Raw genomic sequence first — 26,917 nt, 5'->3', positions numbered from 1 at the left:
AGGAGAATCAAGCGGGTATACTAGAATGATTTAGAAGGTGCTTTGCAGGGAGGATGGGGAAGATGCTGAAAGCGGTTGTATTTGATGACGAATATATTGTCCGTCAAGGGCTGAGCCAGATGATCGACTGGCAGCGTTATGGCGTCGAGCTGGTAGGAACGGCGGGGGATGGCTTATCGGCACTGGAGATGTTCCGCGAGCTGCGCCCAGACATTGTGCTGACGGATATTCGGATGCCGGGGATGGACGGACTGCGGCTCATTGAGACGGTGGCTGGCGAAGCGGGGGACACGATGTTTATCGTGTTCAGCGGCTTTAATGAATTTGAATATGTGATGCGCGCAATTGGGCTTGGGGTTGTCGATTATTTGGAGAAGCCGGTTACGGTAGAGAAAATAGATGAAGTGATGCGCAAAGCGATAGAGCGGATCGACAAACAGCAAGCGTTCAGCTCCATGCAATCCAAATGGGAAGCGTCTCAGCAGGAGCTGCTGGAGAAAGCGACGTTGAATTTGCTGTTAGCAGGCGATAGTGCGCTAGGCAAATGGAAGCAAAGCTATGGCCCAGATTGGGAGGCTATTGTGGGTATTACGGTGCTGGCTTTTTCCTCGGAATGTGTGGAGCTGGTGGAAAGCTCGTCCTATCGCATCGTTGAGGTGACGAATGGAGCGGATCGGCTGTCAGCGGTGCTTCATTTCAAGCTGCCTGCAGATGAGCTATGGGAGCAGCTTATGCTGCAGGGTGAAGCTTGCGAGCTGTTCGCAGCTGGAGGAACCTATGCAACGCTTGCCGAAGCGCCAAAAAGCTGCAAGGAAGCACTGCGAGCGCTCCGCTACGGTCGATTTTTGGAGGAAAGCGGCTTGGTTCGCATTGAGCAAATGGAAGGCAGCGATGAGCTGGCTGGCAACTTGACGAAGCATGAGGAGTCCGTCATTTTCTCCTTGCGTACGGGGGATAAAAAGGGGCTGCTGGCTGCCTTGGACGAATTCGAGGCGTCGGTTGGTCAGCAGAAGCTGGACCCGGAGCAGGCGGAGCGCGAAATTTTGCAGCTCGTTTATGTAGGCCATGAGGTGCTGAAGGAAACGGGGCGCGATACTCGCTCCCTCGGCAAGGTCGCGCATCAGGAGCTTGGCGTCATGCATACGCGCGAGGAAATGTTCCGCTGGCTGCGGGGCAAGGTAGAGGCGATGCTGACGGCGATTACGGAAGCAAGGCGTTCTACGAAGCATACGGCGGTCGAAAAGGCGCTTGCCTATATGGAAGCTCGCTTTGGGCAGGACATTTCCTTGCAGGAGCTGGCGGAGCATGTTGGCCTCAATGCGACGTATTTCAGCCTGCTTTTCAAAGAAGAGATGGGCATCTCCTACATTAAGCATTTGACCCATGAACGGATGGAGCATGCGAAGGTGATGCTGCGAGAAGGGCTGCTGGTCAGTGAAGTCAGCGAGAAGGTCGGCTATCTCAACTACAGGCATTTTACGGAAACGTTTAAGAAGCTCGTAGGCATGACGCCTAAGCATTACCGGGAAGCCCATGCTACCGAGCGTAAGGATGACACCCATGCCTAAAAAACGACTAGTGGAATGGCTGCGGTTCAAAAAAATCCGAAGCCGGTTTCTGGCGGCGATGATTTTGCTCATTGTGCCTTCGATTATGCTGCTTGGCTATATTTCCTTCAATATTACGAAGGACACGCTGACGGATATGAATGAAAAAACGAATTTGGATCATTTGCGGACGTCCAGCGAGGTTGCCGACCTATTATTTCGGAATATTAATAATTTTCATCTGTCTATTGTTGTAAACGATGCCATTAGGCAAAGTCTGCGCAGCAGCGGAGAAAATCCGGGCATACAGCCCGATACGGTGAACGGCAGAACCTCCTCGCGGCTCCAACGCTTAATCAGCAGCAGCTTTGCGGATACGCGTTATGTGACCTCGGTCTGTCTGCTTGATCTGAAGTTTCACACCTACTGCTTTGGCCGCTCCGACGATGCGGGCGTGTATGAAGGAAGCGATAAAATAGCCAAGATTACAGGCTCAGATTGGTACAGGGGGGCGTATGAGAGCAAGGGAAGGGTTGTGTATTATCCGACTGATATTTTTGACGAATCGAATAAGTCCTTTTCCAGCGTGAAGCTGTTTCGCGATGCGGAGGACCCGGGCGGCGAGCCAATCGGCATTCTCGTGGTCAACGTTTCCAAGACGATTTTTGATAAAGTGTTCGGTGGCAGCAAGGAGAATGGCTCGTTCATGGTGCTCAGCGAGGGGGCTGGCCCGACAAAAGCGGTATACAGCCATAATGACACCGTTCCGCTTGCTGGCGGGACAATTGCGGAGACGCTGGGCCATTTGAAGGATGAAGGCTTTCTGGTCAATCCTTATTATAATCAGACGACAAGCTGGACGCTTGTCCATCTCGTTGAATCGAAGGAGCTGCTGAAGCACACCCAATACATTGGCCTGGCGACGACGCTTATTGCTGCGGCTTTCGCGGTGACAGCGCTGATCATTTCCTATTTTATATCGGGGACCATCACAAGACCGCTGCTGCGGCTGAAAAAAATGATGAACGACTGGACGCTTGGCAAACGCGATTTTCCCGCGGAATTTGCCCAGGATGAGGTAGGTGTCATCGGTGAAACGTTCAAGCGTATTGCCCACGAAAATGAGGAGCTGAATGCGCGTCTCATCAACTCGGAGCTGAAGGAGCGGGAGGCCGAGCTTAGGGCGCTGCAATCGCAGATTAAGCCGCATTTTTTGTACAACACGCTGGATTCGATTTATTGGATGGCGATTTTGCAAAATAATAAAGAGGTCGCCCAAATGGCAGTGTCGCTTTCTGAAAGCTTCAAGCTGAGCTTGAACAAGGGCAAGGAGACCATTCTCGTATACAACGAATTGAAGCATATCGAGCATTATTTGAACATCCAGAACATTCGGTTCAACAACCGCTTCCACTATATCGAGGAGGTGGAGGAGTCGATCAAGGGGCTGGAAATGATGAAGCTGCTGCTGCAGCCGCTGGTCGAAAACGCCATTTACCATGGTCTGGAGCCGAAGGTCGGAGAAGGAACCATTCGCTTGACGGGTGGAACCGACGGGCCGTATTTGATTTTCACGGTCGAGGATGATGGTGTGGGAATGGCGGATATCGCCCAGACAGAGCAGGGCTACGGCATGCGCAACGTCAAGGAGCGGCTGCTGCTGTCTTATGGGCAAGGCAGCTCGCTGTCCGTTTGGAGCCGCGAAGGAGAGGGCACCCGTGTGACATTGCGCTTCAACCCATCGAACCTACCTAAAAAAAACCGACACTCACCTGAAAAATGAAGCGCTTTCATAAAGGGCGTTTCCTCCCTACAATAAGGGTATAGAAAAGAAGATGTTAAATAATTTTGAACAAACGAAAGGAAAGAAGCAAGGGAGGAACGGAGAGAAAGATTGGAACTGGAGGAGCGATAGCGTCCGCATTTGGTTTCGGATTTCATCCTCAAAGAGGAGTAATCTAAGAAATCAGAAAACAACAGCGGCCGGAAGTCCAAACTTTCTAGTAGTGACGACCAGCGCTTTTAGCCGATTCAGTGGTTCAACTTATACAGCATCAGCGACAACGAACGAGGGGGAACGAAACATGAAGAATATGAAGCTTAAATCGCTCGCAATGACGGCAACTGCACTTGTGCTTACCGGAACGCTTGCGGCATGCGGGGGAAGCAATTCCGGAAGCAATTCGGGTACGAATGCGGCGGCTGGCGGCGAAGGCGGCAATACAGAGAAGAAGGTAACGCTCTCGCTGCTGGTTGATAATACGCAGGATTCGGTTAACTTGGCGAATGCTTACGTCGATGCTTTCCAGAAGAAATATCCGAACATTACAGTGGAGATGGAAACAAGGCCGGGCGGCGGCGAAGGCGATAATATTGTGAAGACCCGCCTGGCGACAGGCGATATGACGGACGTTTTCTTTTATAACTCGGGCTCCTTAATGCAGGCATTGTCTCCAGAGAAAAATATACTGGACCTGACGAATGAAGCGTTCATGTCGGACGTCGTGGATTCCTTCAAGCAGACGGTTGCTGTGGATGGAAAAGTGTACGGGGTGCCGACCTCTTCCACGATTGCTGGCGGTTGGTTCTATAACAAGAAGATCTATGCCGACCTTGGGCTGAAGGTGCCAACGACTTGGGCTGAGCTGATCGCGAATAGCGAGAAAATTAAAGCGGCAGGTATTTCCCCTGTCATTGGTTCCTACAAGGACTCATGGACCTCGCAGCTCGTTGTGCTGGCTGATTATTACAATGTACAGGCACAGGTACCAACGTTCGCAGAGGATTTTACCGCCCATAAGGCGACTTTTGCAGGCACACCCGCTGCGCTGAGAAGCTTCGAGAAGCTGCAGGAGCTTTATGATAAAGGATTTATGAACAAGGATATGCTGGCGACAACTTATGATGCTGGCCTCAAAATGCTTGCTGATGGCAAGGGAGCGCAATATCCAATGCTGTCGTTCGCATCGCCATCGCTTGTTCAGAACTTCCCGGATGAGATTGAAAATATCGGATTTTTTGCCCAGCCTGGCGACGATGCCTCGAAAAACGGCTTGAGCGTCTGGATGCCGGGAGCAGGCTACATTTATAAGGAAACCAAAAATGTGGAGGCGGCCAAGCAGTTTGTGGCATTCATGGCTTCTGTAGAAGGGACAGAGGTTGCGGCTTCGGTCTCGAAGCCAACCGGTCCTTATCTGATCAAGGATGCGAAGATTCCAGACGATGTGCCAACGCTGGTAAAAGACATGCTGCCATACTTCGAATCAGGCAAAACAGCACCTGCGCTTGAGTTCGTTTCCCCAGTTAAAGGACCAAGCCTGGAGCAAATTACCGTTGAGGTTGGCGCAGGCATTAAGAAGGCAGCGGAAGGCGCGGCTGCTTACGATAAAGATGTTGAGAAGCAAGCGAAGCAGCTTGGTCTGTCGGGCTGGTAATCTATAGCTTGAATAGTAGTGAAAAATAGCTAGAGAAGTTCGGCCCTGCTTGCAGGGCCGCTTTACTTCAAAATATACGCTTGACAGTGTAGGAGTGATAACGATGAACAGTATTTTTAAACGAACCTACTCCTATTGGTTCCTGCTGCCTGCAGCCATCATTTATTTTATTATTTTCATCCTGCCGACGATTATGTCCTTCTTCTTTAGTATGACGAGATGGACGCTGTCGGATTGGGAGTTTATCGGTTTTGAAAATTTTATTACGTTTTTTCAGGAGCAGTCCTTAAGCATTGGCTTTAAAAATACACTGATCTACGCGGTCGTTACCTGTACGCTCAAGGTTGCGCTGGGACTGCTGCTAGGCGTATTGCTAACCTCGAAAATTCGGACCAAAAGCTATTTGCGGTCTGTCATATTTTTCCCAACCTTGGTGAGTACGATTGCTGTTGGTATTGCCTTCAGCATGATGATGCACCCGACACAAGGCGTTATTAATACAGCGCTTGCCGCGATTGGCATTGAAGGGCCGGACTGGCTCGGCGATACGAGAATCGCGCTGCTGTCGGTCGCTATGGTCGATGTGTGGAAAGGCTTAGGCTTTGCCACTGTCATTTACATTGCCGGGATTTTGTCTATTCCCGCGGAATATTATGAAGCCTTGCAAATCGACGGCGGCAACAACTGGCATAAGTTTTGGAACATTATTGTGCCGCTGAGCCGTCCAGCTACGAACTCGGTTATTATTTTAGCCTTCATCGGCGGCCTGCGCTCCTTCGATCTAGTGTGGGCGATGACTAAGGGCGGCCCAGGCTTCACGACCGACTTGATCGCGTCGATCATTTACAAGCAGTATCAAGGCGGCTTCTATGGCCTCGCTACTGCGGGCAATGTGATTTTGTTCCTCGTTGTGACAGCGCTTGCCTTCCCGCTCTATACGTATTTGAACCGCAAGGAGGTAGACCTGTGAGAAAGATCAGACAATGGGGCTTTGAAATCGGTGCCGTCTTGTTTACGATTGTCGTGTTCTGGATTCCGTTCTACTTCATATTGGTCAATTCGGGCAAGGATGCGAAGGAGTCTTCGCTGCTCACGATGTCGTGGGCTTCGAATAGTCAGTATTGGGAAAATATCAAAACCGTCGTTATGGCCCGGGATTTTATGCTGGTTCGCGCCTTCATCAATAGTACGGTGCTGACGGTGGCCTCTATCGCTATTTTGATCGTACTTTGCGCCATGGCGGGCTATGTGCTGCAGCGCCGGACAGGAAAGCTGTCTCCCTTGTTCAACTTCCTGATTCTTGCCGGGCTTATCATTCCACCAGCAATTGTCCCGACGATCTGGGTCATGGATGGGCTTGGCCTGTTCAAAACGCTGATCGGCCTTATTTTAATCGAAGTCGCGCTGGGCTTTCCGTTCGCGGTTCTGCTTTATAAAGGCTTCATGAGTGGCATTCCGCGTGAAGTGGATGAGGCGGCCGTTATTGACGGCGCAGGTGGCCTTCGACTGTTCTTCGGCATTGTTTTGCCGCTGCTCCAGCCTGTGACGGCAACGGTAGTCGTATTGTCCTCGGTTACCATCTTCAATGATTTCACGAACCCACTGTATTTTCTGCCGGGCTCGGACAATGTGACGGTGCAGCTGACGCTCTATAACTTCCAGAGCCAGTATGTGACGCAATACAATTTGCTGTTCACGAACATTTTGCTGATTACGATTCCGCCGCTGCTGCTCTTTATTATTTTTAACAAGCGTATTGTATCCGGCATGACGGCTGGTTCGGTTAAAGGCTAACGTAAAATTATTTAAACTATAGTGAAAAGGGGATAGCTACATGTTAAATGTTCATTCCGCAAGCTGTGAATATAGAGGTGCCTTGCTCGGCACGGACATCACGAAGCCGCGCTTTAGCTGGATGCTGGAGGCGGCCGAGCGCAGAAGTGTTCGCCAAGCAGCTTATCAGCTGCAAGTGGCGGAGGCATTGGGCGGCTTCGAGACAAGCCTTTGGGATACGGGCCGGGTCGAAAGCGAGCAATCGCTTCATATTCGTTATGACGGCCCTGCGCTTGCAGCCCGCACTGCTTATCGCTTCCGGGTTAGAGTATGGGATACAGCAGGAGAAGAGTCGCCTTGGAGCGAGGAGGGCACCTTCGAGCTTGCCCTTGCTGGCGGGGCGGACTGGCAGGCAAAATGGATTACGCCGGATACGTCTTCTATTGCGGCAGATGCGGCCCCAGCCTACTTGCTGCGCCAGACCTTCGATGTGAAACCAGTGGGCATCCTGTCCGCCCGGGTGTATGCGACTGCGCTTGGCGTGTATGAGCTGTACCTGAATGGCGGTAAAGTGTCGGATGATTTGCTCGCTCCAGGCTGGACCAGCTATCACACCCGTCTGCAATATCAGACGTATGATGTGACAGCGGGGCTTAAGGAGGGCGCGAACGGTATTGGCTTTATGCTGGGCGATGGCTGGTATCGCGGCGGATTAGGCTTTGAAGAAAAAAATTTTATGTACGGCGACAACCGTGCCGCGCTGCTGGAGCTCCATATTCGTTATGTAGACGGCACGGAAGAGATCATAGCGACGGACAGCTCATGGCAAGCGGTGCTTGGCGCGATTCAATATGCAAATATTTATCATGGTGAGACGTATGATGCGCGTCTGGAAATTCAGGGCTGGAGCGAAGCCGATGGAGCGGGAGGAGCAGATAGAGCGGAAGCTCAAAGTGATGCGAAGCTGGCAGCTGGCAGCTGGTCTGGCGTGCAAGTGCTGGATCTGCCATACAGTCAGCTTGTAGCACAAGAAAACTGGCCGACTAACGTTACCGAAGTCATCAAGCCGATCTCCTCGTTTATTACACCGGCAGGCGATCATGTGCTGGATCTGGGTCAAAATATCGTCGGGCGCATGAGATTTACCGTCGAGGCGCCGGAAGGAACGCAAATCGTTCTGCGCCATGCAGAGGTGCTGGATAAGGACGGCAACATTTATTTCGGCAATCTGCGCCCTGCGAAGCAGACGCTGACCTATATCGCGAAAGGCGACGGCATGGAAAGCTATGCGCCGCATTTTACCTTTATGGGCTTCCGCTATGTGCTTGTTCAGGGCTTTCCAGGTCAGGAGGCAGGTGTTCCGCTGCCGGCAGATGCTTTCCAAGGCGAGGTTATTCACTCCGACATGCCTTCATCGGGTGAATTCGAATGCTCCGACGAGCGAATCAACAAGCTCCAGCAAAATATCCGCTGGGGACAGCGCGGCAACTTCCTCGACGTGCCGACGGATTGTCCGCAGCGCGATGAGCGGTTGGGCTGGACGGGAGACGCGCAAGTATTTATTAGCACGGCGTTGTTCAACTTCCAAGGGGCGCCGTTTTTTGCAAAATGGCTGCATGACCTGAAGGCGGAGCAGCATGAGGATGGCGGCATTCCTTTCGTTATTCCTGACATTGTTGGCGGAGCCAATTCGGCGGCCTGGGGAGACGCTGCGGTCATTTGCCCATGGACGGTTTACCAATATTATGGTGATGAGCGGCTGCTCTCCGAGCAGTATGAAAGCATGAAGCGATGGGTCGAGTACATTCGGGCACAGGGCAGCGAGGAATATTTATGGAATACCGGCTTTCATTTCGGGGATTGGCTTGCGCTCGATGCGAAGGAGAACAGCTATATTGGCGCGACTCCAACGGCATTGGTTGCTACGGCCTACTATGCCTACTCCACGCGCATTGTTCGTGATGCAGCGAAGGTGCTTGGCCATGACGAGGACGCTCAGCGCTATGGCGAGCTGCACAGCCACGTAATCGCTGCTTTCCGCGACGAGTTTATGACCAAGAGGGGGCGTATCGCTTCACCGACGCAAACCGCGCATATTTTGGCGCTTATGTTCGACTTGGTGGATGAGAGCGTGAAGGATCGGGTAGCGGAGGACTTAAACAACCTAATCGTCGAAAATGACTATCACCTGACGACCGGCTTTGTGGGCACGCCGTATTTATGCTTTGCCCTGTCGAACAGCGGCTATCATACGACGGCGGTTCGCTTGCTGCTGCAAGAGAGCTATCCGGGCTGGCTGTATTCGGTATCGAAAGGCGCGACGACGATTTGGGAGCACTGGGACAGCATTAAGCCGGACGGCTCGTTCTGGAGCGACGACATGAACTCGTTCAACCATTATTCCTATGGCGCCATCGGCGATTGGATGTACCGCAAGGTGGCGGGGCTGGACATGGACCCTTCGCAGCCTGCCTTCAAGCATATTCGAATTGAGCCGTTGTTTGGATCGACCATGCTGACCTATGCGAAAGCCTCTTACGACTCTGTTTACGGACGGATCGAGTCGGGGTGGCGTGTGGCTGGCAGCCGTATTGAACTTCAGGTTGTCATTCCGGCGAATACGACCGCAGATATTATTTTGCGGGGAGCGACGCTCGCTGGCACGACAGAAGGGGGGACCTCGCTTGAAAATATAGCGGGCATCGCATCGGCGGAGGAAACCGCAGCTGGCTTGATCATCCGTGCCGGCTCGGGTACGTACCAGTTTGCCTATGAAAGTGAAGGCTTGTTCCGCTCACAGTACAGCGCCAAGACGAAGATGAGCGAAATATGGATGGATGAGCGGGCGATTGCTATTGTAAGCCGGCATATGCCAAATCTGTTCAGCGGCGCACAGGCAAACATTGCTAAGCCGTTCTCTCTTCAGCAAGTCAGCGAAAATGGCATGTTCCGAATTTCCAAAGAGACGATTGATCAGGTGCTTGAGGAGCTTGCTGCGCTGTAGGGCGTAAAAATAGAAGAAAACCGCACGGCTGATGCCGTGCGGTTTTCTTCTATGCAATGCTTGTTATTCTATTCCCGTACCTAGCATCGACCGGATTGTCAGTTGCTTTAATCCATGAATATAGTCCTGCTGCCAATCCCTAAGTATGAGCTTCGGAAGATGAGTCTCCGGCACATAAACAGCGCTTCGGCTTTTTACTTCGTCCAGCTCTTGCTCAGACAGGTTGATGCTGCAAAAAATAAAAAGATTCGGATTCAGCGTCGCTGTAAAAATCGCAACCAAGCGGCTCATCGCATCAATCAGCTTGGCATCATTACGCTGTTCATTGGGACCATCCGTAAGCTCTTGAATGACCTCGCCAAAGCTTTGCTGCTCAAACAGGGGCAAATAAAAAATCTCGCCCGCAAAATACGTATGCCCCCTTACAAGCTCCCCATTAACCATAATTCCTGCCCCAGGACCGTTCATGCCAAAATATAAATAGACCAGCGACAGCTCCTGATTGTTGTCCAGCTGGTCGTGATAGCCGAGCACAGTTGCATTCATATCATTTTCAATTTGTACCTGAAGCGGATACCGGCTCTCATATGCGGCCTTCAAATCAAAGCCGTTAAATTTCTCATAGCTGGGAATATGAAATACCTCTCCGTTTGTCACACTTGCAGGAACGCCGAAGGTCAAAGAGCGGATGAGCGGGTATTGCTCCAAATAAACCCTCATTTGCTGATCCAGCGCTTCGGGTCCTTCATCCAAAACGCCGGGCAGCTTGTCCTGCAGCATGACCTCTCCGACGTAGTTCAGCAAGGTGTAAATGGTATAGTCCTTTTCCAGGTATACGGCTAAGCCTGACATATGCGCTGCATTAAGCATATAGATTTGCGGCCTTCGGCCTCCGCTGGATTCCCGCAGCCCCGACAGCAGAACCTCGCCATCCGCCTTCATTTCCTCTATCGCTTTGCTTACGGTCGGGAAAGTCAGCCCTGTGATTTGAGCGATTTCAACCTTGGTCGACTCCTGCTCATAGTAGAGTGCGGTGCGGATTTGCTGCCGGATCATTTCACCCATTAGTTTAGGATTCACAAATGGAAGCTTTATTTTTTTCACCCTCCTGACGGTTATAAAATGTGAGACCTACTTGGTTAATGGCGAGTCCTTCTCGCCAATTGGCCTTGCGGCATGAGACGTCAGCCCTGCGAATACAATGCCGACAAGCACGACGATTAAGGCCATTCGCAAGCCTATTGAATCGCCAATCATGCCAAGCAGCGGCGGTCCAACGAGGAAAGCCAAATAGCCGGCTGTTGCTACAGCTCCGACCCTTACAGCTACACCATGCGGATTGTCGCCAGCGGCGGACAAAGCGACAGGGAAGCCGAAGGCTGCGCCAAAGCCCCATAATACAACGCCGATAGAAGCGATGATGTAATTGTGACCCAGGATTACGATGAGCAGGCCAGCAATAGCGGATACAGCCGACGCTCGCAGCACAGCTACTCGGCCGAATTTATCGAGCAGCATGCCGCCAGTTGCCCGAACGATCGTCATTGCAGCTACAAATATGCCATAGACGAACGAACCTGTTGAAGCAGAAGTATCATAGCCATCGACCATAATTAAAGGAAGCCAGTCATTGGCTGAGCCTTCGGCGAAGGCCATACCCAAAATAATAATGCCGAGCAGCAGAGTGCGCGGCTCTTTCCAGATCGCGAGGCGTTCTTTAGTCGTTAGAGTTGGCGCGCTTGCGTTTGTTTTGCTTTCTTGGCCCGTTCCTCTAGGCACGAATCGGGACAAATAGACGATGAGCACAACTAATAAAATGAGAACAATACCCAAGTGCATGATGACGGACACCTGAGACTTCGTTGCTAACCAGCCCACGACAGCGCCGATAAAGGTTCCTAAGCTGAAGGCAGCATGAAAGCCGGTCAGCAGCGATTTTTTCGTTGCGCGCTCCAGCATGGTGCCTTCAACATTCATTGCCACATCACAAATGCCGAAGCCAAATCCGAAGATTGCTAACCCGACGAACATAACAGAAGCATAGGTGAAAAAGGAGCTGCCAATAGCAATGATGGCGAGGCCTCCTGCAGCAATGAGCATCCCGTTCATCATGACAAAACGTCCGCCCTTGCTGGCAATAAAATGTCCTGCACCAAGCAGGCCGAGGATTGAGCCAACAGACAGCCCGAAAATAATCCAGCCCATCTGGCCGGTCGAAGCGCCGAGTGTATCACGAATGGCTGGCGTACGGGAAATCCAGGATGCTGTGGCAAAGCCGCATAAAGTAAAAATCACATAGATGGCATTACGCCATAATCCAATCTGTCTTGCGTTTAATTGTTCGTACATAAGACGCTCTCCTTACTCGCTAAAATACTTTTTAAAGGCGTTTAATAACTAGGCAAGCTAATCATAACGTATCTTATCCGCATTAAAAAGCTGTCTTTTTGCGAAAATCATATGGGATTATGGGTTTTGCTTAATGTTACGTTTAGTTGGTGCTGTTATTAAAGTAGCCTTGTTCCGCCTTGCTTAAGGTCGACCTTTGTGAAGCTGCTTATGATGGTATCAAAAAATAGCTATTCTAAGAAAGCAGGATTAGCCGATTTTCCTCGAAAATAAAAGGAGTGAAGCAGCCTCATTAGGGCCGCTTCACTCCTTTTGTTATTTTCAGCTAATCCTGGATGATGGATAGTCTCGCTGCTCTTTCCCGATGTGGCATCGGACATTTAAGCAGCTCAGTTGCTAGTTAAATTTCATCTTTGGCAATGCCATTTAAGCTTGGGGCATAATCAGCAGCTTTATTGCTTGTCAGCGTCTGTGCTTCTTCTGTTAAATGATCGTTATTTTGTTGATTGTTTTTCTTATCTGCATGATTATTGGAGCGGTCCAATTTGGGATCGGCGCTATTTTTGGGCATGATATTCACCTCCATTTTTTCAAAGTATAGTATGAGAAGCTGGATTGAATTTTATCCTAGCGTCTCTTGTTTTCTTACAGCCTTGAAAATTATTTTTATGCGAATCGACGTGCGATCGTCACGCATAGAACGACAGCGATATTCACTATAAAGATAGGCCAACCGATTGACTCGTGCAGAATGAGAGCCGCAAGCAGCAGGCCGAAGAAAGGCTGTAGGAGCTGCAGCTGTCCAACCGCTGCGATGCCGCCCAGAGCAAGGCCACGATACCAGAACACAAAGCCGATAAGCATGCTGAACAGGGAGACATAAGCAAGGCTCAAGAGTGCGGCGCCACTGATACCTGTCCACGAGGTCGGCATGTAATTAAACGAGAGCAGCAGCATAACGGGAAGCGACAGAACGAGCGCCCAAGAGATCACCTGCCAGCCTCCTAGCCTTCGGGAGAGCCGCCCTCCTTCCGCATAACCGTAACCGCAGACGATGATGGAGGCTAGCATTAACGCATCACCAACAGGCGAAGATGCAGCTCCTTGAGTGAGGGCGAATCCTACTACAAGGAGGCTTCCCAGAGCTGACAAGACCTAGAATGCTGGCCGCGGGCGTTCGCCGCCCCGCAGTACACCGAAAATCGCCGTCGAAAGCGGCAGAAGTCCAATGTAGATAATGGCATGGGCCGATGTGACATACTGAAGTGCCAAGGCTGTCAGCAATGGAAAACCGACTACCACGCAGAGTGATACTAATAGTAGCGGAATGACGTCGCTTCGGACAGGCCGCTGCTGCCGGAAGACGAGGAGAAGTGCTCCCGCTAATACCCCTGCAATTGCGGCACGGCATACGGTGAGAAATATTGGATCGAAATCCATTACAGCGAGCCTTGTAGCGGGCAGTGAGCCGCTGAAGATGAGCACGCCCAGAAAACCATTAATCCAGCCGCTCGTTGCTTTGTTCATTAGGACCACCTCGGAAGATTTTATACTGAAAGGTACTCGATATCTTAAGACAGATAGATGAGAAATATTTATGAATTACATTTCTGTAAGATTATTTGTATTATAATAGATACAAAATATCGTGTATATTGACTGTTTATGCATCTGTAAGGATACAGATTAGTGGGGCAAATTCATCTATCTGGAGGCTTATTTATGACAAGTAAAAAAGAATCCATTCAAGAAATCATTCGTTCGGACATAGCGAGCGGTCTCGTTAAACCGGGACAGAAGCTGCCTTCTATCCGTAAGCAGAGCCAAAGATTCGATTGCAGTCTCAATACCATTATTCGTGTTTATCAGGAACTCGAAAACCAATATCTCATTTATTCGCGTCCGAAAAGCGGTTATTTTGTCGTAGCCAAAGAAGCGCTGCTGCCGCTGCTGCAAACAAAACGAATCGATTTTGCATCAGCGGCTCCCGATCCAGAGACGATACCGCAAACCGACTTCCGCCAATGCTTGAACAAAGCGATGGAATTATTTGAGACATCCATATTCACTTATCCGGACCCACAGGGCTTGCTTTCTCTTCGTCAGGAGATCGTAAAGCTTTTTCAGCAGCAGCAGGTTTTCCCTTCGGCTCAGCAGGTTTTTATATTTTCCGGCGCCCAGCAAGCTCTTCATCTTCTAGCCGGGATGCCTTTTCCAAATGGAAAAACCAACATCTTGGTCGAGCAGCCAACCTACTGGGGCATGCTGGCTGCGCTTAAGGCACAAGGACAAACCGTAATCGGCATCGAAAGAACGGCTGACGGGATTGATTGGGCAGCTTTGGAGCGTCATTTTCAAAGTAATATGATCAAGTTTTTTTATACTGTCCCGCGCTTTCATAATCCTCTGGGCACTTCTTATACAGCAGAAGACAAGCAGCGGCTGGCAGAACTGGCGAAAGCACATGACGTATATATTGTTGAGGATGATTATTTAGCTGATTTGGAAACTAACAGTAAAGCAGATCCTATTCATGCTTATAATGGAGCCAGTCATGTCATTTATCTCAGAAGCTTCTCAAAAGTCATGCTGCCTGGTTTAAGGCTTGCTGCGGCTGCAGTTCCGGATTCGTGTGTTCCAATACTCCAATGGCATAAACAAACAGCAGATCTGAGCAGTTCGGTGCTTTCTCAAGGTGTGCTTGAAATTTTTATGAAGTCAGGGATGTATGCTCATCATGCGAAGCAAATGAAAGCCTTGTACGATCATCGCATGAAGCATCTAAAGGAAATTTCACAGCGATTATTGCCTAAGGAGTGCTTATATAGCATCCAATCTTGCGGGGGGCTCTTCGCTTCGATACGCCTTCCGGACTCTATTCATACAGAGGATTTGATCAACCGATTGGAGAATCGAGGCGTGGATATACTGGCGACAGATAGACAGTTTCTTTCATCTTTTCCTAAGCTTAACCTGCTGCGCCTTAGCATCATTCGAACCGATGAGCAAGCTATTGAAGAGGGAATCCGCATGATTGCCGAAGAACTGGAGCGTGCCCCACGTACAAGCAGATCCCCAAAGCCTTTTTTTCGGTTATAAAGAGAAACGCCGGTTCTTTGCGATTCAATTGAGTAAGCTGTAATTATGGATTCCGGAGCGTATTAGATTGCACTAAAATCTCAACACGTCTGTTGCGTTGTTTACCTGCTTCTGTTGCATTACTATCAATTGGCTTAAATTCACCAAAGCCTTTGGAGCTAAAGTACTGGGGATCAAGCTGCTTGTTTTGCAGCAATAAATGAAGAAAATTGAGTGCTCGCATAGCGCTAAGATGCCAATTGGAATCAAATTCAGTCGTGCCAATGGGTACATTGTCGGTATGCCCGCTTATGATGACGTTATGTATCGGGTCCATGACCAGAAGCTGTGATATATCCTTTACAGTGCTGATATTGGAGCTTTGAACCTTGGCACTGCCGGAAGCAAATAAAACATCATCCTTGATTGTAATGAGCAGGCCGTCATCCGTCATTTGGGTTTCCAGCTTTGTGGTGAGCTGGTGCTCGGAAATGTATTGGTTTACCTGAGATTGTATATGCTCTAATTCGTTTCTTTCCTCTGTTTGCACGGTCTCCAGTGTTTCCTGTACATTTCCTTTATCAGATTTTGAAATGGCAGGGTTCTCCAGCGTCGGCTGCCCCTCGAGAACGCCAGTACCGCTGGTAAAGGCCATTCTAAAAGCTTGTGACAGCTGTTCGAACTTTGCAGCATCAGCGCTGCTCATCGCATAAAGCACAATAAATAGAGCGACTAATAATGTCATTAAGTCCGAGTAGGGCAGCAGCCACGACTCATCCACGTGCTCTTCTTCATGTTCATGCTTGTTTCTTTTCATTTGCTCCACACCCCTCATGTCTAATTTGCATTGAATAAATTCAACAACTGATGAATTATAGTTATAAGAAGAGGACACCTTTTCATGTAAAAGTGTTTTCTCTTCCCTATTGCCCTGTTATTCGGCAGCTATTTGAAAAAAATTAACCAAAACGGATTGCTTTATCTCGCTTTTAATATCACGGTTTACCGTGAAATCTTCATTTAGCTTATTTACTAAATTAGGAATCGCTCCAAGCCAGGAAACGGAGTGTACAAGCGATAAATAATAGAGAGTAGGCTCTTGTTTTTTGATAACGCCAGCCTCCATACATTCCTTAATAAAGGGCTCTAGATGCTGGAATGTCGGCAGAAACATTTTTTCAATTAGATAGGTGGATCGTTCACTCTGGTGGGACAACTCGTTCGTCACAAACAGCATATGAAAAGGAAGCTCAACACAAAAATCGACAATGGTATCTACAAGAGAAATGCATGCTGTCTCTAGCTTCATATGATTATAATTATTTTTAAAGGGTAAGGTTTGAAGCAGGATGCGATCAGTTAGATAATCGACCACTGAAGTCCACAAACCGAGCTTTGATCCGAAATGGTAGGATAACAGAGCAACATCTACATTGGATAGGCGCGCAATTTTCCTAAGACTTGTGCCTTCATAACCATGCTTTGCAAATTCAATTAGTGCAGGAGACAATAAAAGCTCTTTTTGGAATTGATCCTGCTTGGCTGGACGCCCCGGGCGGCGCTTCGTTTCTTTCAATATGTTGTCCCCCTCCCTTCAAAATATTAATTCATCACATGATGATTTTAGCATGCGGTCGTGTTAAGTGTCTACAATTATGCTCTTAGGTATGTACGTGGAAAAAGCTGCCCCATAAGGCCGATTATGACCTTAGAGACAGCTGCTTGGACAAGCCCGTACTTTACTTTTTCAATGAAATATCAAACGTAGAGCCTGCCTCGCCTGCAAATACGATGCTGCCGTTCTCCGGCAGTATGACCTGATTATTATCGCTGATCACGGTATGATTAATGCAAATACCTGCTTGATTATATACAGCAAAGGAGCCATTTGAAGGCAATTTAACCGTCATAACCTTTCCTTTGTCCTTATCTGAAACGGAATACCATTTGGCTTCGCCGTCCGCGTGGATCGTTGCCCGGGATTGTTTACCCGAATAGAGTGGTTTTACAAGCTCCTCATTCACGTAGACGTTGCCTGCTGCCGTAAAATATTCGACTCCGTTCTTCTGAAAGAAATTAATTTCCATCGTGTCACGGCCATCCATGACAGGGAGTTGCAGCTGGTTAACGGCTTTGTTTGCTCCAATAATTCTATTATCCAACACATACCCTGGAACCTCTTTAATAGTCTGAAAAGGTATGATAGGCGTCGAATTGAGGTAAACCGTGGATGTATATTTCCCGCTCACCAAATAATATTTTTGGCCTTCACGCTGTGCCCATGCGTCAGCTACGTCTTTGGATAATGGATTTTCTTCGAGCTTTTCAGCGTTATACTCGGAGATTGCCGTTTGACCAAGCCCTGGCACTGATAGATATAAGCGGGACCACAAATAGGTACGCCCATTTTTCTCAACAACGAATTTCAGCTTTTCTGTACCTTTATCGTTTACAAACGAACCATCAGCCGTATACGTATAGGTTTGGGCAGGATTGTTCGGAGCCGTAACCGAGGCTACAGACAATTCGCCCCCAGGATTTATTTCTACCTTCATAATCTTACCCGAACCGCCACCATAAATACCCGCATACTGGGATACTTCCTGCGGCATATCTGCCTTAATAGGCACGCCATAAGATTTCTCCGATTTCCGCTCTTTAATCACGCCCTTCTCCTGAAGGACGCTAAGCAGCAGTTCATTCGCGATTAATTGGTCTAATGCGCTTGAGCCACCTGAAGAAATAACGGCGGCAGACATATTGTATTCAGGCAGCACCACTAAGGATGAATGATACGAAATCGTGTCTCCACCTTTCGAGAGTGCCTTAATACCGTACTCGTTGAAGGGGAACAAGCGGACACTATCCCAGCCTAACCCGTATGCGAGGTAGGAGGGATCGGCTTCCTCCGGCCACATGCCGCTTCTATACTCCTCTTGTGCCATAGCCTCTACCGATTTAGCAGAAAGAATGCCCTCGACCTGTCCCGTGAAAATTTGTGAAAAGGCAGCGAGGTCTTCGGCTGTGGAGTAAATGCCTCCCGTTGCAATCATATTATAATTCTCCTGTGGAAGCTGTCCCTCATATATAGGGGAATAGATTCCAGCCAGCGCCGCTTGATCAATGAGATCCTGCGGTGTTTTCGTATGGTTCATGTCTAAAGGCTCTGTCATATATTTGTGAATAAATGCTGTAAAGCTTATGCCGCTAACTCTCTCTACTAGAATCTCAGCTAATGTAAAACCATCGTTGCAATAGACCGAAAAGGCTCCCGGATCTGCCTTTAAGCTTTGCGTCGCCAATTGCTCAAGGAAAGTATCATGTGCATAAGTATCATTATCCCCATATAAGGTTGCATTGCTGCCCGTAGTTCCGAGAAAGCCGGAGGAATGATTCAGCAGCATGCGCGGAGTAATCTGCGTGTAGCGGCTGTCCGCCATTTTAAAGTCAGGGATATAGTTCACAACAGGCAAATCCAAATCTAACTTGCCCTCGTCTACAAGCTTCATAACAGCCGCCGTGAGAAACATTTTGCTCGTAGAACCGATGCCGTATATCGTATTTGAGGAAAGTGGAATCGCATCCTCGCTATCATTTTTGCCTGCATGCCCGGAAATCGTAATTTCTCCAGCATCAATGAGTGCATATTGCACGCTTGTAATGCCGTAAGTTTCGGTCAGCAGCTTCGCCTTCTCAGCAGCTATTTTCTTAGTCGCCTCAAAAGCATGATTATTGCTATTCGCAGCAGCCGTTGCAGCCATTGGAGACAGCATCGTCAGCGCGAGGGTGACAGCGACAATAGAAGTTCGTTTCACTCGCATCTTCTCCTATCCTATTCGGTATATTTAGCCGCCTTAAAGGGCCGCTAAGGAAAGCTTATATGACGGGGATGTCCTCCCCGTGACGTCAATATGAACGGAGTATGAATAAGTGGCAAAAAAATGCCATGGCGTCATATGCAAGAAAGCTTGCACATATTGCCATGGCATGGAGATTAAGCCGTCAGGGGACGGCTTTCGGCCGTTTTACCTTGTTTCTTCCATAAAAGCCTTAAAGTTTTCAGCAATCTCTTTGGATTTGGTATGGTGCAAATAATGTCCGCCTTCAAAGGTCATCACTTTTCCATGCACAGAATCTTTGACTTGCTCTTCATGCAGCGGTACCCAAGTTGCAATGCCTTCATTGTGAGCTTGGATAAAGAAAATAATAGGAAGCTCTTTAGGGAAGGTTAAGTGCTCAGCTGCTTTAAAGTTAGAAGAAATATTTTTCATTTCACTTAGCATTGTAGGACTATTGCTGTTCTTGAGAGAAAGTAGGGTTAGCTGTTCTTTTGTTGCCTCATCATAGGGCAGTCCTTCATAGGGGTCGGGGCTTACTTTCATGACCAATCGAAGAAAGCCAGATTGTTTGAGAAGCTTAAACGTTGTTACAGGGAGTGCAACGTCCATGCCGGGTTGTGTTGGAACACTGCTATCAATGCCGGCAAATGCGCTCACTTCACTTGTATATTTGTTGGCATATTCGATTCCGTAAATGCCTGCAATGGAGTGGCCCATAAGAATGTAGCGGTCGATGTTAAGGGCTTGCAGCGCTTCATGGAGTTCATTTACTATATTTTCTGTCGTACGCTCTTTATCCGTACCATCACTTAATCCATAACCAAAAGGTTCAACCGCGACTACTTTGTAGTAAGGCGAAAGCTCATCAATTAGCGGTTTGAAATCGAGCGCTGGTGCTGCTGTTCCATAACCCGGCAAGAGCACGATGGTTTCTTTACCGTCCCCTTGAATCAGCACATTCATCTTTTTCCCGTCTACGGGTACGAGCTGACCATAGGCTTGTATTTTTCCTAGCTCAGATTTGCTGCTGACCTTGTTCACTATAAACACAATGGCGATAAAAACGACGATTGCTATAACAATTGCTGCTAATATTTTAAGTAAAACCCTAAGCCATTTTTTCATAATCGTATCTTCTCCTGTCGTTATCTTGTTAGTCGGCTGCCTTAATGGGCTGCTAAAGTAAGCTTATACGACGAAGATGTCCTAGCGATGACGACAATGTGAACGGAAGATGAACGAGTGAAATAAATGCTGCGGCAGTACAAAGAGTATTCAAATGAAATTAAATCGAATGCCATTTGCCTCCGCCATTGATTTGAGACATATATTCAAATGCCGTTGTTCCATACACGCTTTTGAAATGTTTATTTAAATGGGTTAAATCCACAAAACCGCAATCAGCTACGGCTGAATAAACATCGCTATTTTTTTCGATTAATTGCTTTGCGAATTCGATTTTGCAGTTAAGAAAGTATTGATAAGGCGAAATCCCCGTATGAGCCTTGAAAAATCGGATAAACTGAAACTTCGATAGTTGAAGCTCTTTACAGATATCGTCAAGCTTAAGTACATGCTCCAAGTTGGCATGAATCATATCCTTTGCTTTTCTAATTAGCGCGTTATCTTTTTTGTCATCTATGGAAGAATGAGTTTGAATAAGGCCATCCGTGAGGGACAAAAATAATTCGCTGCACAAAGCCTCATCTTTTTCGCTTAATATGGCATGAGCCAGACTTAATATGCGCCGTTCAAGCCTCTGATTATACACAATAGGAGTTGAAAAACGGACGATATCCTTTTTCTCCATAACGTCTAAAAGCAATTGAGGTTCAATATACAGCATGACATACTCAAGCCCTGTCCTATCATGTGCCATACCGTCATGGGCCTGTTCGGGATTAAATAGCATAACACCATTTTGGTAGGATAATTGTAAACCGCCATCCATGTTATAATGCTGAATGCCACGCAAGGTTACGCCAATTGCATACTCCTGGTGGGCGTGCTTTTTATATTTAAAATCAGTCATACTTGCTGACAGCGCGGTAATACCGGCTGATTTTTTATAAATAAATTTGTCCATTACATCCACCTCAAAATAAGGTCAGCTACATCCAGATCATGATAGCAGCATAAACTAGAGATATGGCCATGATTACATTAACAGTCTTATGATGCTTCTGTAAAAACGCCCTGAAGATTTTGCCGAAAAGCACCCACGTCATTAATGCTGAAAAGCCAATGAACGTTATAGCTGCAATGCTAATCGTCAACTCATGAATTACGCTATAGTAGGGCATAATAAAATTTGGAATGACCGTCATGGCGAATAGAACTACTTTTGGGTTTAGAAACTGCATAAGAAAGCCTGATGTAAAGGTAGCCGTTTGGTTTGCAGTTGGGTTGGATGTATCCATTTTGTAGACTTGATAAGCAAGATAGACCATGTAACAGCTTCCGATTATCTGCATTACAATGATGATTTTCGGTAATAGCGTTAAGAGCACCGTATTCAACATAGCCGAAATCATGAGTAATAATCCAAAGCCAATCGTTGCTCCATACGTGTATTTCATGGCCTTTTTTGCGCCCGAATTTTGCACGGTGGATAATATAACGATATTAGTAGGACCTGGTGTAAAAGTAGCAATCATACAATAAATCACAAAAGATGCAGCATCCATGAAAATACCCCTTTCGAGCTATTCTCATATCCTACATCTTAAAGGGTTTGGCCTATAGTACATTATTGCAGATATAAAGCTTCGTCCGCCATGGGATCTATGTGGAAGGGTCCGTTTATTGTGGTTTGAAAGAAGAAATGATACGTGCAATAGCCTCTGGGCTTTCCTCCCCATCCGATTCCAGCCATTGATTAATGACGCCCATTGAGCCGTGAACCATATACGTAAAAGCATAGTCCATGGCAGGCGAGTCCTTTTGGTTTGGATCATCTCCCTTTCTCTGCAAATAATCTTGATGAAACTCAAGCAGCACTTCGGATAAAAAGCTGCTTTCTCCTCTATCCAAAATCATGATTCGATAAATGGTTTTCTTCTCTTGGATGATGTTCAATAGCTTGATTAAGGAACCACCTTCCCCGCATGGACTTTGATCCTTGTGCAGCGTCTCCCCTATTTCTTGATTCATTTCCTTCTGCATCACTTCAAATAACTCGTAAGGATCTTTGTAGTGCAAATAGAAGGTGCCGCGGTTAATGTCGGCTTGCTTGCATATTTCGGTGACCGTTATTTGAGGCAATTTCTTCGTCTCCAATAGAGCAAGGAAACATTTTTTAATAAGCTCTGTCGTATATTGGGCTCTTCTATTGTTTTTTACTCCGACCATATGATCCGTCCCTTTCTGTATCAATTCAAACAAATGCTAGTGGATCTGTTGAATAGATAACATTAACTCGCACATTGATTATTGAGATCATAGATATTTTGAGATTATACTATCACCATGATATTAAATGAACAAGTGTTTATTTTATGAGAGTGATCCAAACGGTCATTCCGTTATTTGGAGAGTGAATAAAAATGACAACTAATACGAATAAACCCGACATCCTAATTGTAGGAGCGGGGGCAGTAGGATTTTCTATCGGCTACCATCTTAGTTTGTCCGGCGCCAACATTACCTTTCTAGTGCGAGAAGGACGGAAAGCCGCATTCCAAGCTCCTCAACAGCTTTATTGCTATGACGACGCTGCACTGAAAAATTTTACCGGATTTGGCGTCATTGAGAATGTCGCTGAGCTGGCAGATAAATCATTTCAGTTTATCTTCATTACACTCGACGGAAATGCCAGCCGAACGAAAGAAGGCATGGCCGTATTGAGCGAGCTTGGCGACGTGGTACGCGCATCTAAAGCGACTGTCATTATGAACGGTTTTGGGTTTGGCCTTCGCGAGCACTATATTAAGGTCATGCAAATTTCGGAGGATCGCTTGCTAAGAGGGATTCTCGGCATGCTAAGCCACCAAGGAAGCGCTGGCCTACCCGTACATGCACCAACAGATCCGGCGAAGATAGCAAAGGCTATTGTCTGTTACAAGCATCCGGCAAACAAGGTCGGATTCCAAGTCGAGACCAACCATAAAGAGGCAGCGAAGTCATTCATCGAGCTATACAATCGCAGTAAGGTATCGCGCTGTGGCCAAGTAAGCCCAGCTATGTTTAACATTTACGCAAGCATTGGCTTTCCTGTATATGCAGCGTGTGATATTGCGGGGTGGTCTAATTTTTCCACGGTTTCGGCGAACAAGGAGCTTTGGCGGCTTGCCATCTGTGCACAAGGGGAAATAGCGGCACTCCCGCAGCATGGCTTGTTGGGCAAAATAATGGCCTTGGTTATGGGGGCGCGCTTAACGGCAAATGTGCATATTAAAATGGAGCGGGACATGCTGCCGCTAGATTATCAGGCATTCAACCGCTTCCATCATGGCGGCAAGGTACGTGCTCAGGACGTTGAATCGATGAAGAGCTCCCTTGCCGAAGGGCAGCGTCGCGGTCATAAGATGCCGGCGCTGCAGGAATTACTGAAAAGACTGGCAGAGCACGAAGCGGCAAGTTAAGCCGTGGAGAAGGAAACAGAAGCTGAGGATATATTGGAGTTGTCGATCTTCGAGGATGGAGCCTTTATACGCTTTGATGACGGGATCAGGTTCTCGGTTTAGATATAAACATAACAAAGGAGCTTGCCGCGGCGGCTCCTTTTGTCTTTTTTCGCTAATAGAACCCGAATTCGTTAAGCTGAACCTAATCATAAGAATTTACTCCACTTCGATCTCTTTTACGGTTTCGCCTTCAACTAATACGGGTTGGTAGTAGGTGCTCACAGGCAAGTCTTTTTTTCCTTGTATATTTTTAATGACCCAGTCCGCTGCATCTCTTCCCATTTGTTCTTGGGGGTGCGTCAGAGTCGTTAGCTTGATATTTGCATTTTTGGCCATATACGAATTGTCCTGGCCAATGATGGATAGTTCATCTGGAATGGATATCCCCAGTTTTCTACAGGCATGTACGACTTCCAGCCCTACCTCGTCGTTGTAACAAACAAGCGCTGTCAGAACATCCCTATTGTCGCTTAGGAACTCCTCCAAGTTGGTGGAGAGGTCCGGCTTCGTCGCCGTATCGAAGGAAAGCACCTGCTCGGGGTGAAACCGTAATTTGGCTTCCCCAAGCGCCTTGATATACCCCTTCATACGATATTTCCCTTGTAGATCATCCATTTTCGCAATAATGCCAATTTGGGAATGTCCTTTAGCAATCAGCTCCCGGGTTGCAAGATAGCTGGACTGCACGTCATCCAAACAGAAGAAAGGGACCTCCAGCTCTTCATAGTAGGCGTTAATCATGGTGAACGGAACCTCTTGCTCCTTGAAGGACAGATAGTAAGCGATATTGGGGTTGTATAAATTGCTTTTGGTTGGCTCAATAATAAGACCGTCCACGCCATAGGACAGCATCATTTCGAGCGCCTTTTTTTCCTGCATAATATCATTATTTGTACTGGCTAACAGCAACGAATAGTTATCTTCATTTAATCGGCCTTCTATGCCACGGATAATAGATGGGAAGATGTAATCCGAGATATAGGTCGTGATGACGCCAATCGTTTTTTTTGCGGTATTCCCGCCCGATCTGGAGCGGTATTGGCTGCTGACATATGTCCCAGAACCCTTCTCGCTTCTTAGGAACCCTTCGTTGGATAGCTCTAAAATGGCCTTCCGCACGGTCTGGCGGCTAACGTTATAGCTGCTCTGCAAAGCAGACTCTGTAGAAATTTGTTCTCCTGCTTTATACGTACCCGACAGGATATTGCTTTTTATATCATCAATGATGATCTGATATTTTGGCTTCACACAATCCACTTCTTTCATCGTTGTTCAGAAAGTTGTACGTACACATTCTAACATGATTTGCAGGGAATGAAAATGCAGTACCCTTTTTCTTGAAATATATGGTGTTTTTCTATGCTTATACTGGGATTTTTGTCAGGGGAAAATGTCTATTAAGAGGACGTTAACTGCAAGGATTATGGGGAAAGGATGCCGTTGTAAGTATAACTATTAGTTGGTGTTGACAAATGTACGTACAAAAAATATACTAAGGCTGTCAGCAATGGAAAGCGCCTTCTTTTGATTGAATGATTACGCTTCTCTCATGGAGTGAATCGTTTAATCTGAAGCAGCTATTATACAAATCAACATAGACCCGATATTTGAGAGGTCACACTCACTGAACAGAGAGGGGACTTGCGTGAACATGAGTCATGTAGAGTTGAAAGAAGCGATAGCTAAGGGAGAAACTTCGCTAGGTATCGAATTTGGATCTACGCGGATCAAAGCGGTATTGATCGATCATCGTTTTGAGACCATCGCGTCAGGAAGCTATGAATGGGAAAATCAATTAAAAGACGGATATTGGACATACAGCCAAGAGGATATCATTACCGGCCTCCAAACGGCCTATCGCGAAATGAAGCAAGAAGTGCAGCGCAAATACGAAGTTACCCTCAAGACCGTGGGTTCGATCGGTTTTTCCGCAATGATGCATGGATATATGGCGTTCGACAGCACGGGTGAACTGCTTGTGCCGTTTCGGACTTGGCGCAATGCAACAACCGGTGAGGCAGCAAGGGAGCTGACGGACAAATTCCAATTCAATATCCCTGAGCGCTGGAGCATCGCTCACTTGTATCAAGCGATATTAAACAAAGAGGAACATGTGCCTCGCATTGATTATGTGACAACTTTGGCCGGTTACATTCACTGGCTGCTAACTGGCAATAAAGCGATTGGCATCGGGGATGCTTCCGGTATTTTCCCCATTGACGAATCGACCCATGCTTACCATCCCTTGATGGTTAAGCAATTCGATGAACTGATCGCAGCTGGCGGCTATCCGTGGAAACTGGAGGAGCTTCTTCCTAAAGTCCACCGCTCAGGCGAGCAAGCCGGTGAATTAACCGAGGCGGGAGCCCGCATTTTGGACCCCTCGCAGGATCTGCAGCCAGGCATTGCGCTTTGTCCTCCAGAAGGTGATGCCGGGACAGGCATGGTTGCCACCAATAGCGTGAGAAAACGTACGGGGAATATCTCCGTGGGAACCTCCGTATTTGCGATGATTGTACTCGAGAAGGAATTGTCCAAGGTGTATCCGGAAATCGATATGGTTACGACGCCAGACGGAAGTCCGGTCGGCATGGTGCATGCCAACAACTGCTCCAGCGATATCAACGCATGGATGGGATTGTTCCGTGAGTTCTCTGTGGCCATGGGCTACGAAGCGGATAACGAAAAATTGTTCAGCGTGATGTTTAATAAGGCTTTGGAGGCCGACCCGGATGGCGGCGGTTTGCTCAGCTACGGGTATTACTCAGGTGAAAATATTACCGGAATTGAAAAAGGTCGTCCGCTATTCGTTCGCTCGCCGGAGAGCAACTTCACTTTGGCAAATTTCATGCGTACCCATTTGTTCACTGCTTTCGGAGCACTTAGGCTGGGCATGGATATTTTGACCGAAAACGAGCGTGTTGCTATTGATAGCATTTTGGCTCATGGCGGTCTATTTAAAACCCCTGTCGTCGGGCAAAAAATGGTAGCCGCGGCACTTAACGTTCCGATTTCGGTCATGTCTACAGCCGGCGAAGGCGGAGCATGGGGAATGGCGCTGCTAGCTTCTTATTTGATCAACAAGGATCAGCAGGAGAGCCTGGATGACTTCCTCGAGCAGAAGGTCTTTAAAGATGTTGAAGGGCAGGAAATTGCTCCGGACCCATCTGATGTGTTGGGTTTTGAAGTATTTATGGAGCGCTACAACAGTGGGCTGGCCATTGAGCAGGCTGCTGTAGACCATCTGCTGGAGAACGGGAGGGACTAA

At 47.8% G+C, this 26,917-nt stretch carries 20 protein-coding genes and 1 pseudogene; 9 read left to right on the top strand and 12 right to left on the bottom strand.

Translation table 11 applies throughout. From position 1 onward, the window contains the following. The first annotated feature begins 62 nt into the window (after window positions 1–62). From ACSR9A_RS09825 to ACSR9A_RS09800, 6 genes are all read left to right on the top strand, one after another. Complete coding sequence (locus ACSR9A_RS09825) at window positions 63–1,568, top strand: response regulator transcription factor (RefSeq protein ID WP_473756983.1); 1,506 nt, start codon at window positions 63–65, stop codon at window positions 1,566–1,568. Further along, on the top strand, window positions 1,561–3,330 hold the full coding sequence (locus ACSR9A_RS09820) for a cache domain-containing sensor histidine kinase (RefSeq protein ID WP_473756982.1): 1,770 nt from the start codon (window positions 1,561–1,563) through the stop codon (window positions 3,328–3,330). Before ACSR9A_RS09825 ends, ACSR9A_RS09820 begins: the two co-directional genes overlap by 8 nt. A 301-nt stretch (window positions 3,331–3,631) precedes the next feature. Further along, window positions 3,632–4,981 carry an ABC transporter substrate-binding protein gene (locus ACSR9A_RS09815; protein ID WP_473756981.1) on the top strand — a complete coding sequence of 450 codons (1,350 nt, stop codon included), beginning with the start codon at window positions 3,632–3,634 and terminating at the stop codon, window positions 4,979–4,981. Between the two features lie 103 nt (window positions 4,982–5,084). Next, the gene (locus ACSR9A_RS09810; protein WP_056032240.1) at window positions 5,085–5,951 is read left to right on the top strand and encodes a carbohydrate ABC transporter permease; all 867 of its coding nucleotides are present in this window, start codon (window positions 5,085–5,087) and stop codon (window positions 5,949–5,951) included. After that, the gene (locus ACSR9A_RS09805) at window positions 5,948–6,775 is read left to right on the top strand and encodes a carbohydrate ABC transporter permease (protein ID WP_341280576.1); all 828 of its coding nucleotides are present in this window, start codon (window positions 5,948–5,950) and stop codon (window positions 6,773–6,775) included. Before ACSR9A_RS09810 ends, ACSR9A_RS09805 begins: the two co-directional genes overlap by 4 nt. A 40-nt stretch (window positions 6,776–6,815) precedes the next feature. After that, window positions 6,816–9,758 (top strand): family 78 glycoside hydrolase catalytic domain, encoded by a 2,943-nt coding sequence (locus tag ACSR9A_RS09800; RefSeq protein WP_473756980.1) that lies wholly within the window; start codon window positions 6,816–6,818, stop codon window positions 9,756–9,758. 63 nt (window positions 9,759–9,821) lie between these two features. Here the strand turns inward: ACSR9A_RS09800 and ACSR9A_RS09795 are convergent, their stop codons facing one another. From ACSR9A_RS09795 to ACSR9A_RS09780, 4 genes and pseudogenes are all read right to left on the bottom strand, one after another. After that, entirely contained in the window at window positions 9,822–10,862 is a 1,041-nt protein-coding gene (locus ACSR9A_RS09795) for an ROK family protein (RefSeq protein WP_473756979.1), read from the bottom strand. A 27-nt stretch (window positions 10,863–10,889) separates the two neighbouring features. Further along, window positions 10,890–12,107 carry an MFS transporter gene (locus tag ACSR9A_RS09790; protein WP_473756978.1) on the bottom strand — a complete coding sequence of 406 codons (1,218 nt, stop codon included), beginning with the start codon at window positions 12,105–12,107 and terminating at the stop codon, window positions 10,890–10,892. Window positions 12,108–12,507: 400 nt separating this feature from the next. Continuing rightward, window positions 12,508–12,678: a hypothetical protein gene (locus ACSR9A_RS09785; protein ID WP_473756977.1), complete on the bottom strand. Its 171-nt coding sequence runs from the start codon at window positions 12,676–12,678 to the stop codon at window positions 12,508–12,510. A 95-nt stretch (window positions 12,679–12,773) separates the two neighbouring features. Next, a pseudogene (locus ACSR9A_RS09780) lies at window positions 12,774–13,634 on the bottom strand (DMT family transporter). Window positions 13,635–13,829: 195 nt separating this feature from the next. Here ACSR9A_RS09780 and ACSR9A_RS09775 point away from each other — a divergent pair. Beyond that, on the top strand, window positions 13,830–15,206 hold the full coding sequence (locus ACSR9A_RS09775; RefSeq protein WP_473756976.1) for an aminotransferase-like domain-containing protein: 1,377 nt from the start codon (window positions 13,830–13,832) through the stop codon (window positions 15,204–15,206). A 43-nt stretch (window positions 15,207–15,249) separates the two neighbouring features. Here ACSR9A_RS09775 and motB read toward each other — a convergent pair whose 3' ends face one another. The 7 genes from motB to ACSR9A_RS09740 all read right to left on the bottom strand — a co-directional run bounded on the left by motB (window position 15,250) and on the right by ACSR9A_RS09740 (window position 22,375). Continuing rightward, window positions 15,250–16,002: a flagellar motor protein MotB gene (gene motB / locus ACSR9A_RS09770; protein WP_473756975.1), complete on the bottom strand. Its 753-nt coding sequence runs from the start codon at window positions 16,000–16,002 to the stop codon at window positions 15,250–15,252. Between the two features lie 117 nt (window positions 16,003–16,119). Then, the gene (locus ACSR9A_RS09765) at window positions 16,120–16,761 is read right to left on the bottom strand and encodes a TetR/AcrR family transcriptional regulator (RefSeq protein ID WP_473756974.1); all 642 of its coding nucleotides are present in this window, start codon (window positions 16,759–16,761) and stop codon (window positions 16,120–16,122) included. Between the two features lie 163 nt (window positions 16,762–16,924). Continuing rightward, complete coding sequence (locus tag ACSR9A_RS09760) at window positions 16,925–19,006, bottom strand: serine hydrolase domain-containing protein (protein WP_473756973.1); 2,082 nt, start codon at window positions 19,004–19,006, stop codon at window positions 16,925–16,927. Window positions 19,007–19,210: 204 nt separating this feature from the next. Next, window positions 19,211–20,149: an alpha/beta fold hydrolase gene (locus tag ACSR9A_RS09755; protein WP_473756972.1), complete on the bottom strand. Its 939-nt coding sequence runs from the start codon at window positions 20,147–20,149 to the stop codon at window positions 19,211–19,213. A 160-nt stretch (window positions 20,150–20,309) separates the two neighbouring features. Further along, the gene (locus ACSR9A_RS09750; protein WP_473756971.1) at window positions 20,310–21,110 is read right to left on the bottom strand and encodes an AraC family ligand binding domain-containing protein; all 801 of its coding nucleotides are present in this window, start codon (window positions 21,108–21,110) and stop codon (window positions 20,310–20,312) included. Between the two features lie 25 nt (window positions 21,111–21,135). Further along, entirely contained in the window at window positions 21,136–21,711 is a 576-nt protein-coding gene (locus ACSR9A_RS09745) for a LysE family translocator (protein ID WP_473756970.1), read from the bottom strand. A 115-nt stretch (window positions 21,712–21,826) separates the two neighbouring features. After that, window positions 21,827–22,375: a TetR/AcrR family transcriptional regulator gene (locus tag ACSR9A_RS09740; protein ID WP_473756969.1), complete on the bottom strand. Its 549-nt coding sequence runs from the start codon at window positions 22,373–22,375 to the stop codon at window positions 21,827–21,829. A 194-nt stretch (window positions 22,376–22,569) separates the two neighbouring features. Here ACSR9A_RS09740 and ACSR9A_RS09735 point away from each other — a divergent pair, with 194 nt between their 5' ends. Further along, entirely contained in the window at window positions 22,570–23,607 is a 1,038-nt protein-coding gene (locus ACSR9A_RS09735) for a ketopantoate reductase family protein (protein ID WP_473756968.1), read from the top strand. Window positions 23,608–23,805: 198 nt separating this feature from the next. Here ACSR9A_RS09735 and ACSR9A_RS09730 read toward each other — a convergent pair whose 3' ends face one another. Further along, a complete protein-coding gene (locus ACSR9A_RS09730) occupies window positions 23,806–24,897 on the bottom strand; it encodes a GntR family transcriptional regulator (protein WP_473756967.1) in 1,092 nt (363 codons plus the stop codon). A 403-nt stretch (window positions 24,898–25,300) separates the two neighbouring features. Here ACSR9A_RS09730 and ACSR9A_RS09725 point away from each other — a divergent pair, with 403 nt between their 5' ends. Further along, on the top strand, window positions 25,301–26,917 hold the full coding sequence (locus tag ACSR9A_RS09725; RefSeq protein ID WP_473756966.1) for a xylulokinase: 1,617 nt from the start codon (window positions 25,301–25,303) through the stop codon (window positions 26,915–26,917).

It is taken from the genome of Paenibacillus sp. R-74696 (assembly GCF_055814915.1).
Note: the sequence above shows the minus strand (reverse complement) of the source record. Positions and strands in the feature narration are given on the sequence as shown.

What these genes read in the sequence shown, in the direction of transcription:
- ACSR9A_RS09825 (WP_473756983.1), top strand. Translation starts at nt 63, where the DNA reads ATGCTGAAAGCGGTTGTATTTGATGACGAATATATTGTCCGTCAAGGG.
- motB (WP_473756975.1), bottom strand. Translation starts at nt 16,002, where the DNA reads ATGAAAAGAAACAAGCATGAACATGAAGAAGAGCACGTGGATGAGTCG.
- ACSR9A_RS09790 (WP_473756978.1), bottom strand. Translation starts at nt 12,107, where the DNA reads ATGTACGAACAATTAAACGCAAGACAGATTGGATTATGGCGTAATGCC.
- ACSR9A_RS09725 (WP_473756966.1), top strand. Translation starts at nt 25,301, where the DNA reads ATGAGTCATGTAGAGTTGAAAGAAGCGATAGCTAAGGGAGAAACTTCG.
- ACSR9A_RS09810 (WP_056032240.1), top strand. Translation starts at nt 5,085, where the DNA reads ATGAACAGTATTTTTAAACGAACCTACTCCTATTGGTTCCTGCTGCCT.
- ACSR9A_RS09820 (WP_473756982.1), top strand. Translation starts at nt 1,561, where the DNA reads ATGCCTAAAAAACGACTAGTGGAATGGCTGCGGTTCAAAAAAATCCGA.
- ACSR9A_RS09785 (WP_473756977.1), bottom strand. Translation starts at nt 12,678, where the DNA reads ATGCCCAAAAATAGCGCCGATCCCAAATTGGACCGCTCCAATAATCAT.
- ACSR9A_RS09815 (WP_473756981.1), top strand. Translation starts at nt 3,632, where the DNA reads ATGAAGAATATGAAGCTTAAATCGCTCGCAATGACGGCAACTGCACTT.
- ACSR9A_RS09760 (WP_473756973.1), bottom strand. Translation starts at nt 19,006, where the DNA reads ATGCGAGTGAAACGAACTTCTATTGTCGCTGTCACCCTCGCGCTGACG.
- ACSR9A_RS09740 (WP_473756969.1), bottom strand. Translation starts at nt 22,375, where the DNA reads ATGGTCGGAGTAAAAAACAATAGAAGAGCCCAATATACGACAGAGCTT.
- ACSR9A_RS09755 (WP_473756972.1), bottom strand. Translation starts at nt 20,149, where the DNA reads ATGAAAAAATGGCTTAGGGTTTTACTTAAAATATTAGCAGCAATTGTT.
- ACSR9A_RS09750 (WP_473756971.1), bottom strand. Translation starts at nt 21,110, where the DNA reads ATGGACAAATTTATTTATAAAAAATCAGCCGGTATTACCGCGCTGTCA.
- ACSR9A_RS09735 (WP_473756968.1), top strand. Translation starts at nt 22,570, where the DNA reads ATGACAACTAATACGAATAAACCCGACATCCTAATTGTAGGAGCGGGG.
- ACSR9A_RS09800 (WP_473756980.1), top strand. Translation starts at nt 6,816, where the DNA reads ATGTTAAATGTTCATTCCGCAAGCTGTGAATATAGAGGTGCCTTGCTC.
- ACSR9A_RS09745 (WP_473756970.1), bottom strand. Translation starts at nt 21,711, where the DNA reads ATGGATGCTGCATCTTTTGTGATTTATTGTATGATTGCTACTTTTACA.
- ACSR9A_RS09775 (WP_473756976.1), top strand. Translation starts at nt 13,830, where the DNA reads ATGACAAGTAAAAAAGAATCCATTCAAGAAATCATTCGTTCGGACATA.